The 10,929-nt window shown below is 67.3% G+C and carries 10 protein-coding genes; 9 read left to right on the top strand and 1 reads right to left on the bottom strand.

Annotated elements, in window-relative coordinates; translation table 11 throughout:
• Positions 1–215 precede the first annotated feature (215 nt).
• The 8 genes from J2W14_RS05940 to J2W14_RS05905 all read left to right on the top strand — a co-directional run bounded on the left by J2W14_RS05940 (position 216) and on the right by J2W14_RS05905 (position 9,707).
• Positions 216–1,706 (top strand): GuaB1 family IMP dehydrogenase-related protein, encoded by a 1,491-nt coding sequence (locus J2W14_RS05940; RefSeq protein WP_307459785.1) that lies wholly within the window; start codon positions 216–218, stop codon positions 1,704–1,706.
• Positions 1,707–2,105: 399 nt separating this feature from the next.
• Positions 2,106–3,443 (top strand): hemolysin family protein, encoded by a 1,338-nt coding sequence (locus tag J2W14_RS05935; protein WP_307459782.1) that lies wholly within the window; start codon positions 2,106–2,108, stop codon positions 3,441–3,443.
• The gene (locus tag J2W14_RS05930) at positions 3,440–4,504 is read left to right on the top strand and encodes a hemolysin family protein (protein WP_307459780.1); all 1,065 of its coding nucleotides are present in this window, start codon (positions 3,440–3,442) and stop codon (positions 4,502–4,504) included. The genes J2W14_RS05935 and J2W14_RS05930 overlap by 4 nt, the downstream gene beginning before the upstream one ends.
• Before the next feature lie 99 nt (positions 4,505–4,603).
• Positions 4,604–5,581: a metal ABC transporter solute-binding protein, Zn/Mn family gene (locus J2W14_RS05925; RefSeq protein WP_307459776.1), complete on the top strand. Its 978-nt coding sequence runs from the start codon at positions 4,604–4,606 to the stop codon at positions 5,579–5,581.
• Positions 5,582–5,635: 54 nt separating this feature from the next.
• A complete protein-coding gene (locus tag J2W14_RS05920; protein ID WP_307459775.1) occupies positions 5,636–6,451 on the top strand; it encodes a metal ABC transporter ATP-binding protein in 816 nt (271 codons plus the stop codon).
• Positions 6,452–7,342 carry a metal ABC transporter permease gene (locus J2W14_RS05915; RefSeq protein ID WP_307459772.1) on the top strand — a complete coding sequence of 297 codons (891 nt, stop codon included), beginning with the start codon at positions 6,452–6,454 and terminating at the stop codon, positions 7,340–7,342.
• A 95-nt stretch (positions 7,343–7,437) separates the two neighbouring features.
• Complete coding sequence (locus J2W14_RS05910; protein WP_307459769.1) at positions 7,438–8,067, top strand: TetR/AcrR family transcriptional regulator; 630 nt, start codon at positions 7,438–7,440, stop codon at positions 8,065–8,067.
• Positions 8,064–9,707, top strand: a complete 1,644-nt coding sequence (locus tag J2W14_RS05905; RefSeq protein ID WP_307459766.1) for an MDR family MFS transporter — start codon at positions 8,064–8,066, stop codon at positions 9,705–9,707. The genes J2W14_RS05910 and J2W14_RS05905 overlap by 4 nt, the downstream gene beginning before the upstream one ends.
• On the opposite strand, the gene J2W14_RS05900 is transcribed toward J2W14_RS05905, so the two are convergent.
• Entirely contained in the window at positions 9,704–10,162 is a 459-nt protein-coding gene (locus J2W14_RS05900; RefSeq protein WP_307460588.1) for a Fur family transcriptional regulator, read from the bottom strand. The two genes, J2W14_RS05905 and J2W14_RS05900, sit on opposite strands and share 4 nt — an antisense overlap.
• A gap of 105 nt (positions 10,163–10,267) precedes the next feature.
• Between J2W14_RS05900 and J2W14_RS05895 the strand changes: the two genes are divergently transcribed.
• Positions 10,268–10,924, top strand: a complete 657-nt coding sequence (locus tag J2W14_RS05895) for an MBL fold metallo-hydrolase (RefSeq protein WP_307459763.1) — start codon at positions 10,268–10,270, stop codon at positions 10,922–10,924.
• The last annotated feature ends 5 nt before the right edge of the window (positions 10,925–10,929 follow it).

Genomic DNA, 10,929 nt, shown 5'->3' with positions numbered 1-10,929 from the left:
CCAGACCTCTGCCAGTCTAGTGACGATTCTTGCCAAACCGCCAATAAGGGTGACTCAAATCATGAAGTCGCCTCAACGCGCCGTCACGGCACCCCATCCTGCCGTCCGGCGCCGCCCGCAGCGGCTGCCCGGACCGGTGCCGGGGCCTGTGGAAAGCCTCGCTAGAATCACACTGAGAACCCGTTGAGCACCGGAATGCCATTTAAGGAGCAGCCGTGCGTTTCCTGACCGAGCCCACCACCGACCTGACCTACTCGGACCTCTTCCTTGTACCGTCCCGTTCCGACGTCACCTCCCGGCTGGACGTGGACCTTGCGGCGGACGACGGGACCGGTTCCGCGATTCCCCTCGTCGCGGCCAACATGACCGCGGTGACGGGCAAGCGCATGGCCGAGACCATGGCCCGGCGCGGCGGGCTGGCGGTCCTGCCGCAGGACGTGCCGCTCGACGTGATCCGCGACGTCACGGCCTGGATCAAGACCCGCCACCCCGTCCTGGAAACCCCGGTCACTCTGTCGCCGGCCGACACCGTCATTGATGCCCTGCACCTGATGGGCAAGCGCCCGCACGGGGCAGTCATGGTCGTCGATGACTCCGGTGCCGTCACCGGCATCGTCCGTGCCGCCGACTGCGAGGGCCAGGACCGGTTCGCCTCGCTCGCCTCGGTGATGCGCCACCAGCCGCTGGTGCTGGACGCGGCACTGCTGGAAGACGCCCCCGACGGCGGCGGGTCCGGCGGCGGGTCCGGCACCGGGCCCGGGGCCGGGCTGCGCCGCGCCTTCGACGCGATGGACGCCGCCGGGACCGACTTTGCGCCCGTGCAGCGGGACGGCGGCCTGGCCGGCGTCCTGACCCGGAAGGGCGCCCTGCGCTCGACGCTGTACCGGCCCTCGCTGGACCCGGCCGGCCGGCTCAAGGTGGCCGCCGCCGTCGGGATCAACGGCGATGTCGCCGGGCGTGCCGCGGAACTCCTGGCCGCCGGGGTCAACGTGCTGGTCCTCGACACCGCGCACGGCCACCAGCAGAAGATGTTTGATGCCCTGGCCGCGGTGAAGGGCCTCAATCCCGGTGTGCCCGTGGTGGCAGGGAACGTGGTCACGGCGGAGGCGACCCGCGAACTCATCCAGGCCGGCGCGGACATCGTCAAGGTCGGCGTGGGCCCCGGGGCGATGTGCACCACGCGCATGATGACGGCCGTGGGCCGGCCGCAGTTCTCCGCTGTGCTCGAGTGCTCCGCGGCCGCGCGGGCCGCCGGCGGGCGCGTGTGGGCCGACGGAGGAGTCCGCTACCCGCGCGACGTCGCGCTGGCCCTCGCGGCCGGCGCCAGCCAGGTGATGATCGGATCCTGGTTCGCCGGCACGCACGAGAGCCCCGGGGACCTGCAGCAGGACGCCACCGGGCGGCAGTTCAAGGAAAGCTTCGGGATGGCGTCCGCCCGCGCCGTGCAGAACCGCAACCAGCGCGAGGGCGCCTTCGAAAAGGACCGCAAGGCCCTCTTCGAGGAAGGCATTTCCACTTCCCGGATGTTCATCGATCCTGCGCGGCCCGGCGTGGAGGACCTGCTGGACATGATCACGGCCGGGCTCCGCAGCTCGATGAGCTACGCCGGCGCTGCGGATCTTGCGCAGTTCCGGGAACGCGCCGTGGCCGGGATCCAGTCCGCGGCCGGGTATGAGGAAGGCCGTCCGGTCCCGCAGAGCTGGTGAGCCGCGGCGCTGGCGCAGCGGCCGCCGTCGGGCGTCACCTACGGTGTCCGACGGCGGCCGGCTCCCCCCGCTCCTGTAGACTGAAACTCTTATGGACAGTAAATCTAGGTGCCGGCCTGGGGGCTGTCAGGCGGGAACGGAAACCGTTCCCGCGCAGCCCACCCGAAGAGCCGGCAAACCCCGTTCACGCGCCCATCACTCCCCGGCGGCACGCCAGCCAAGTGCCTTTCAGAAATCCGGGACCTTCCAGGAAACAGGGTCGGCCGCGGCTGACCATCCTCCGCCGGGCAGCCCGTCCCGACACCCCGGCAGCCGGCATCCCGGCACCCGACACCCCGGCAGCCGGCATCCCGGTAGCCGGGCGCCGCGCCGCGCCGCCGCCCCGGAAGCAGGCCGCTAGTGGAGTGGCTTCTTCTCGGGGCAGGCCTGCTGCTCATCCTCGGAACCGGCTTCTTCGTTGCCGTTGAATTTTCCCTTGTGGCCCTCGACCAGGCCACCGTCCAGCGGGCCGTGGATGACGGCGATACCGCCGCCGCGCCCCTGCTCAAATGCCTCAAGTCGCTGTCCACGCAGCTCTCCAGCTGCCAGCTGGGCATTACCATCACCACCCTGCTCACCGGTTACGTCATGGAGCCGTCGGTGGGCAAACTGCTCGAAGCCCCGCTGGGCGCCCTGGGACTGCCGGAAGCGGCAGTTTCCTCCGTGTCGCTGGTCATGGCGATGGCCTTTGCGACCCTCCTGTCCATGCTGATCGGCGAGCTGGTTCCGAAGAACATGGCCATTGCGCTGTCGTTCCAGGTCGGCAAAGCCCTGGCCCGGCCGCAGCTGATGTTCACGGCGGTCTTCAAGCCCGCCATTGTGGTGCTCAACGGCTTCTCCAACAAGGTTCTCAACATCTTCGGCCTTGAGGCCAAGGAGGAGATTTCGGGCGCCCGGACACCGGCCGAGCTGGCCTCCCTCGTGCGCCGCTCGGCGGCGATGGGAACCCTCGACGCCGGGACCGCCAACTTCATCGCCCGGACCCTGAAGTTCTCGGGCCGGACAGCGGCGGACGTCATGACGCCCCGCATCCGGGTCGAGACCATCGACGGGGACCAGCCGGTCTCCGACATTGTGGAAGCCGCACGCCGCACCGGTTATTCGCGCTTCCCGGTCATCGGGGAATCCTCGGATGACATCCGCGGCGTGGTGCACATCAAGAAGGCCATCGCCGTACCCTCAGGGCGGCGCGCCAAGCTGGAGGCCGGAGCCATCATGACCGATGTGCTCCGGGTTCCGGAAACCATTCACCTGGACGCCCTGCTGGCCGAACTGCGCGAAGGCAATCTGCAGCTGGCCGTGGTCCTGGATGAGTACGGCGGCACCGCCGGCATCGCCACCCTGGAGGACCTGGTCGAGGAAATCGTCGGGGAAGTGGCCGACGAACACGACAAGGTCCGCCCGGGGCTGCTGCAGAGCGCATCGGGGGACTGGTACTTCCCCGGGCTGCTGCGCCCCGACGAACTCTCCGAACAGATCCCGGGCCTGACCGTGCCCGACGAGTCTGCCTACGAAACGGTGGGAGGCTACGTCATGAGCAAGTTGGGCCGGATCGCGGCGGTGGGGGACACGGTCGACGTCGACGGCGGCACGCTGGCCGTCACGCGCATGGACGGGCGCAGGATTGACCGGATCTGCTTTAAACCGGTCCGGGTGCACCACGAGGAGCACTCCAACGGCCAGGTCGGTGCCGCATGAGCGACTGGGCGGGAATCTTCTGGCTGGTGGTGCTGCTGCTCGGCAACGCCTTCTTCGTTGGTGCCGAATTTGCGGTCATGTCCGCCCGCCGGAGCCAGATCGAGCCGCTCGCCGAGGCGGGATCCAAGCGGGCGCAAACCACCCTGCGGGCCATGGAAAACGTTTCGCTGATGCTCGCCTGCGCGCAGCTCGGGATCACGGTCTGCTCGCTGCTGATCCTGCAGGTGGCCGAACCGGCGATCCACCACCTGATGGCCGTGCCGCTGGAGGCGGTCGGCATCCCGGTGGAGATCGCCGACATTGTGGCCTTCGCCGTCGCCCTGTTGCTGGTCACCTTCCTGCATGTCACCATCGGGGAGATGGTCCCCAAGAACATTTCGGTCTCCGTGGCGGACAAGGCAGCCCTGCTGCTGGCGCCGCCGCTGATGTTCATCGCCCGGCTGGTGAAGCCGGTGATCGTGGCGCTCAACTGGTCCGCGAACCACATCCTGAAGCTGATGCGGATCGAGCCGAAGGATGAAGTCACCTCCTCCTTCACGCTCGAGGAAGTCCAGTCGATCGTGCAGGAATCCACCCGCCACGGGCTCGTGGACGACGACGCCGGACTCATCACCGGCGCACTGGAGTTCTCCGAACACACCGCGGCCGATGTGATGGTCCCGCTCGACAAGCTCGTGATGATGAAATCGAACACCACTCCGGTGGAGTTTGAGAAGGCCGTGAGCCGCACCGGGTTCTCCCGTTTCCCGATGCTCGACGACGACGGGATGCTCTCCGGCTACCTGCACATCAAGGACGTGCTCTCCATCCCCGACGCGGCGTACCACCAGCCGATCGCGGAGAGCCACATCCGGTCGCTGGCGAACCTGGCGATGGACGACGAAATCGAGAAGGCCATGTCCGTCATGCAGCGGACCGGCTCGCATCTGGCCCGCGTGATCGGCCCCGACGGCCTCACCCAGGGCGTCCTGTTCCTGGAGGACGTTATCGAGCAGCTGGTCGGCGAGATCCGGGACGCCACCCAGGCCACCGGCTATCGGAGGCTCGGCCAGGACCAGTAGCCGTCGGTGTAACCCTAAATAGGAATCATTCCTATTTAGGGTTACACTCGGAGCTGTTGCTATTGCTCCTGATTCTCAATAACAGATCCGAGGTTTTCCGTGCACCGTCCCGCTGCCCGCGCCATTGCCGCCGCTCTTGCCGGCGCCACCCTGCTGCTGACGGCCTGCGCCCCGACGTCGGGAGAATCCGCTTCCGGGAATTCCGCCGGTGCCGGCGACGGAGTCGTCGAGGTGGTCGCCTCCACCAGCGTCTACGGGGACATCGTCAGCACCATCGGCGCGGATAAGGTCCGGGTCAACTCCATCATCACGCGCACCAGCCAGGACCCGCACTCGTACGAGGCCACCACGCAGGACAAGCTGGCGGTGTCCAAGGCCGAACTCGTAGTGGAAAACGGCGGCGGGTATGACAGCTTCATCGACAAGCTCGCGGACGACACGGGACTGGACCAGGGCAACGTCCTGAATGCCGTGGAGCTGTCCGGGCTGGCCCCGGAAGAGACCGCCGGCCCGTCCGCCAAAGCCGACGCCGACGGCCACGGCCATGAACCTGCCGGCTTCAACGAGCACGTCTGGTACAGCCTGCCGGCCATGGCCCGGCTGGCTGACGCCGTCGCGGCCAAGCTCGGCGAGCTTGAACCGTCCTCCGCCGAGACTTTCCGCAGCAACGCCGCAGCCTTCAAGGCGTCGCTCGGCGGCCTCGACGCCAAGCTCGCGGGAATCAAGGCGTCCGCCGGTGCGGCGCCCGTCGCCGTGACGGAGCCGGTGCCGCTCTACCTGCTCGAATCCGCCGGCCTGGAAAACCAGACCCCGGATGAGTACACCGCTGCGATCGAAGAAGACACCGACGTTCCGCCCGCCGTGCTGAAGGCAACCACCGACCTGATGGGCTCGGGCAGCATCAGGCTGCTGGCCTACAACCAGCAGACCGAAGGCCCGCAGACGGTCGCCGTCAAGGACGCGGCGGCAGCAGCCGGCGTCCCGGTGGTGAACTTCAGCGAGACCCTGCCGGAGGGCAAGTCCTTCCTGCAGTGGATGACGGACAACGTCGACAATATCGGCAAGGCACTGGCCTAAGATTAGCTGGACAGCGTGAGCCTGCGGCTTGTGCAGAATTCGAGGAAAGCCAAGTTGACACCCGTAGTGAGCCTCCGTGGCGCCTCCCTCGCGTTCGGTAAGCGCACCCTGTGGGAGGGCCTGGATCTGGACATCAACCCGGGTGAATTCTTCGCTGTCCTCGGACCCAACGGCAGCGGAAAAACGACGTTCCTCAAGGTGCTGCTGGGCCTGCAGGAGCTGAGCTCAGGCACGGCCGTGCTCGCGGGGCGGCCCGTGGAGCGGGGTAGCCGGGGGATCGGCTACGTCCCGCAGCAGAAGTCCTTCGACCCTGACACGCCGCTGCGCGCCCGCGACCTCGTCGGGCTCGGCGTCGACGGCCACCGCTGGGGGCTCCGGCTCGGCACGGCGAAAGTGAACCGCAGAATCGATGAGCTCCTCGATCTGGTGGGAGCGGCCGATTACGCACGCGTCCCCGTCGGGCAGCTCTCCGGCGGCGAGCAGCAGCGGTTGCGGGTGGCGCAGGCCCTTGCCACCGATCCCAAGGTGCTGCTCTGCGACGAGCCCCTGCTGTCCCTCGACCTGCAGCACCAGCAGGCCGTGAGTGCTCTGATCAACAAACAATGCCACGACCAGGACAGTGCCGTGGTGTTCGTAACGCACGAGATCAACCCGATCATGGACTACGTGGACCGGGTGCTGTACCTGGCCGGCGGACGGTTCCGGGTAGGCCCGCCGGAAGAGGTTATGACCACGGAAGTCCTGTCCGACCTTTACGGCAGCCACGTCGAAGTGATCAACGCCAACGGACGGCTGATCGTCGTCGGACTGCCGGACGCCACAACGCACCACCACGAGGACGCCCACGCGGTGGCGGGGGAGATGGGCTAGATGGACCTGGACAGCCTGCTCAATTCAATCTTCAACTTCGAAAACTACGGCGAACTGGTCGCGCTGGTGCAGAACTCCCTCTGGGCGGGTGCGGTGCTGGGCCTGCTGGGCGGGCTGATCGGCACCTTCGTGATGAAGCGTGACCTGGCCTTCGCCGTCCATGGAATCTCCGAGCTGTCCTTTGCCGGAGCGGCCTTCGCCCTGCTCATCGGGGCCGACATCGTCCTGGGCTCCCTGGTGGGGTCCGTCCTGGCGGCGCTGCTCCTGGGCCTGCTGGGCGTCCGCGCCCGGGACAAGAACTCGATCATCGGGGTCATCATGCCGTTCGGGCTGGGCCTGGGCATCCTGTTCCTCTCCCTGTACGAGGGGCGCGCCGCCAACAAGTTCGGCCTGCTCACCGGCCAGATCGTGTCCGTCGGAACCGTCCAGCTCCAGGTCCTGGCCATCGCCGCCGTCGTGGTGATGATTGCCCTGGTGGCGATCTGGCGTCCGCTGACCTTCGCCAGCGTCGATCCCGACGTCGCCTCCGCCCGCGGTGTGCCCGTGCGGGCACTTGCCATCGGGTTTATGCTGCTGCTCGGCGTCAGCGTGGCGCTCTCTATCCAGATCGTCGGCGCCCTGCTGGTGCTGGCGCTGCTGATCACTCCCGCGGCGGCGGCCATGCGGGTGACGTCGTCGCCCCGGCTGGTGGTGATGCTCAGCGTGGCGTTCGCCATGACGGCCACCGTCGGCGGCATCCTGCTGGCCCTCGGCGGCCGGATTCCCATCAGCCCGTACGTGACGACGCTGTCCTTCCTGATCTACGTCGTCTGCCGGGTGGTCGGCGGGATCCGTGCCAAGCGCGGCATCAACGGCCGGGTGCTGCGGAGCGCGGCAGTGCCGGCCGCCTGAGCCGACCTGACCTACACACCCTCTCCCAGTGGCAATAGTGCATCACTGCAAGAATGCATTTGTGCAATCTTTGCAGTCGTGCAATTCTTGGATCCATGACTACAGCCGCTCCTCTGCCCCTGCGTCAGCGCAAAAAAGCCGAGACCTGGACCGCCCTCCATGAGGCGGCCGCGTCGCTTGCCCTGCAACACGGCGTGGACCAGACCACAGTGGAGGCCATCGCCTCCAGTGCCGGCGTCTCCCCGCGGACCTTCTTCAACTATTTTCCGGTGAAGGAAGACGCGATCGTGGGGTTGCGTGAACCTGTCCTCGACAAGGAACAACTGTCCCGGATCTCCACCACTGCCGATGATTTGGTCGGGCAGGTGTCGCGGCTGCTGATGACGGTCGCCTGGACGGCGATCGGGGGCACCGACCGCACCCGCCGCCGCCAGCTGATTGCCCGGTACCCCAATCTGGGACGCCGCCACATGGATTACATGGTCAAAGCCGAGAGCCTCGTCTGCCAGGGGATCTCCGGCGTGCTGGCCCGGGACCCGTCCTGGACGGATGGTGCCGAGGGCTTCAGCCTGGAGGAAGCCGCGCGCATGCTGGTCATGATCGCCGGCGTCCCCATCCGCTTCAATCTTTCCTCAGCTGACTACGACCCCGTCGAGGGAATCTCCGAGGAGACCCTCGAACCGTCGTTGACACTGCTCCACCATTTACTAAGGAAACTTTCATGACCAAGCACGCTGTCCCCGCCGCGGGACCGGTTGAAGGAAAGCAGCACATGGTGCTGCTCTTCGTGGGCCTGATGCTCTCGATGCTGCTGGCCGCCCTGAACCAGACCGTGCTCAGCACGGCCCTGCCCACGATCGTGGGCGAACTCCACGGCGTCAGCGACATGCTCTGGGTCATCACCGCCTTCATTCTGGCCTCCACCATCACCATGCCCATCTACGGCAAACTCGGTGACCTGATGGGACGCAAGGCCCTGCTGATGGCTGCCATCATCCTGTTCATGATTGGGTCCGTCATCGGCGGCCTGGCCAACGACATGGGCGTGCTGATCACCGCCCGGGTCGTCCAGGGACTCGGCGGCGGCGGGCTGATGATCCTGTCGCAGGCCGTCATCGCCGACGTCGTACCGCCCCGCGAACGCGGGAAATACATGGGCATGATGGGCGGCGTGTTCGCCATTGCCTCCGTTGCCGGTCCGCTGCTGGGCGGCTGGTTCACCGAGGGGCCCGGCTGGCGGTGGGTGTTCTGGATCAACATCCCCCTGGGACTGCTCGCGCTGGCCGGCGCCGTGTTCTTCCTCAAGCTTCCGAAGCACAGCGGCAAACCGCGGCTGGACCTCGGCGGGATGCTGTTCCTGGCAATCGCCACGACCTGCCTCGTGCTGTTCGCCACCTGGGGCGGCAGCAAGTACGCGTGGAGCGACCCCGTCATCCTCGCGCTGATCGCCGGTACGGTTCTCAGCGCGGTCGCCTTCGTCCTGGTGGAGCGCCGCACGGCCGAGCCGATCATCCCGCTGCACCTGTTCAAGGACCTCAACTTCAATCTTGCGACGGTCGCGGGCCTGCTGATCGGCGTGGCCATGTTCGGCGCCATCGGCTACCTGCCGACTTACCTGCAGATGGCATTCAGCGTCAACGCCACCGAATCCGGGCTGCTGATGATCCCGATGATGGGCGCCCTGCTGGTTGCCTCGGTGGTCTCCGGGCAGATGGTCAGCCGGACCGGCCGCTACAAGTGGATGCCGATTGCGGGCGGCCTGCTGGTCGCCGTCGCCCTCGTGCTGCTCTCCACCCTCCAGCCGGGAGCACCGCTCTGGGAAATCTGCGCCTACCTGGCCGTGATGGGACTGGGCCTGGGGCTGAGCATGCAGATTATGGTGCTCATCGTGCAGAACTCCTTCCCGCTGCGCGAAGTCGGCACCGCAACGGCGTCGAACAACTTCTTCCGGCAGATCGGCGCCACCCTCGGCTCCGCCGTCGTCGGGAGTCTTTTCGCGAGCCGGCTGGCCGAGCTGCTTGCCGAACGTCTTCCGGCCACGGCCGCCGGGGGCGGCGCGCCGGGAGGTTCTAACTCGCTGACTCCGGCGGTGGTCAGCCAGCTGCCCGCGCCGATCAAGGAGGCCATCATTTCCTCCTACAACGACGCACTGACCCCCATCTTCATCTGGATGGTTCCGCTGGCGCTGGTCGCCGCCGTGCTGATGTGCTTCGTCAAGCAAAAGCCGCTGGCAACCGCCATTGAGCACGACGTGCTGTCCGAATCCATTTCGGAGGGCGACATCCTGATCACGGCCGACGACGCCGACGACGCCGACGACGCCGACGACGAGGCCCTTGTTCCGGCCAGCAGGGCCAAGAACTAGCCGGCAGCCCGGGCCGTGCAGTCGGGGCACAGCCCGAAGATCTCGACCGTGTGTTCGACCGAGGTGAAGCCGTGCTCGGTTGCCGTCCGTGCGGCCCAGGCCTCGACCGCGGGTGCCTCGACCTCAACGGCCTTGCCGCAACTGCGGCACAGCAGGTGGTGGTGGTGGCCGGTGACGGCGCAACGACGGTACACGGCCTCGCCGTCGGCGTTCCGGAGGACGTCCGCCAGGCCCTCGTCCGCGAGGGACTGCAGAATCCGGTAGGACGTGGCCAGGGACACCGAGGTGCCGCGGTCCTGCAGGATGCGGTGCAGCTCCTGGGTGCTGACGAAGTCCGTCAGTTCGTCGAGGACGGCGCTGACCGCGAGGCGCTGCTTGGTGACGCGCTGCTCCTTGGCCGCGGCAGGAGCCGGCACCGTGGCCCGGCTGCCGTCGGTTGTGGCGCCGTGGGACATCGTGGAACTCGCTTCGCTGGTGGTCTTGATACGGGGTGGTGGCAAGGTCCCAGATTACCAGCCGGGCGCGTGGACACCGCCGGGGCGGGACCCTAGGCTGGCCGGATGAAGCTGACGAAGTTCACGCATGCCTGTGTCCGGCTCGAGAAGGACGGCAAGGTGCTGGTGTTCGATCCGGGGAACTTCTCCGAGACCGACCAGGCCCTCGCCGGTGCCGACGCCGTGCTGATCACGCACGAACATGCCGACCACATCGACATCGACGCCGTCGCTGGGGCCCTGTCGGCCGGCACGGCCCTGCAGCTGTATGCGCCGGCCGGCGTCGCGGCACAACTGCGCGACAAGGAGCCCGGCGCCGGGCCGCGGATCCATACGGTGGCCCCCGGCGAGGATTTTGAGACGGCCGGGTTCTCCGTCCGGTGCTTTGGCGGGCAGCACGCGCTGATCCATCCGCAGATTCCGGTGGTGGCCAATATCGGCTACTTCGTGGACTCCAATGTCTACCACCCGGGAGATTCGTTCATCGTGCCCGACGGCGCGGACGTCCGGACGCTGCTCGTGCCGATCCACGCGCCCTGGAACAAAGTGGGGGAGGTGGTCGACTTCGTGATCGGAGTTCGTGCCCCCAAAGCCTTCCCGATCCACGACGCGCTGCTCAATGACAACGGGCGCGGCATCGTGGAAGGGCACGTGACCCGGATCGGCGCCAAGTACGGCACCGAATACCGGCATCTCTCCAGCGGGGACAGCGTCGAGGTCTAGGCGTA

Origin of the sequence: Pseudarthrobacter oxydans (genome assembly GCF_030812335.1) — a bacterium.
GTDB lineage: Bacteria > Actinomycetota > Actinomycetes > Actinomycetales > Micrococcaceae > Arthrobacter > Arthrobacter oxydans_B.
The sequence above is the reverse complement of the archived record's forward strand: the minus strand, read 5'-3'. Positions and strand labels throughout refer to the sequence as shown.